The sequence below is a fragment of the Halomonas sp. SIMBA_159 genome (assembly GCF_046536035.1).
GTDB lineage: Bacteria > Pseudomonadota > Gammaproteobacteria > Pseudomonadales > Halomonadaceae > Vreelandella > Vreelandella venusta_A.
Map to the genome: position 1 here is coordinate 1 of NZ_JAWJBT010001796.1, position 230 is coordinate 230.

Here is a 230-nt window from a genome sequence, read left to right on the forward strand (position 1 = left end):
GGATAGGACATTTCTCCTACTTTCTGCATATACTCACAATAAGCCTGACAGGTTTCTTGTTTTTCAATCTCTAAATTCAGATCGCGCTCTTTTGCTTTGATTTGAAACCAATTTAATTCATCTTTAAGAGCAGTTAATCCTCCTAGTAAAACATCAAAATGTTCTGGAGGGGCATTAGCTAAAGTTTGGGCTAACAAACGAGTAAATTCAATAACAAAAAGATAGTCTTG

Annotated in this window: 1 protein-coding gene; it reads right to left on the reverse strand. The window is 34.8% G+C overall.

From position 1 onward, the window contains the following. A partial coding sequence (locus tag R0J87_RS25395; protein ID WP_498889787.1) for a TenA family protein occupies positions 1-230 on the reverse strand: 230 nt, incomplete at both ends.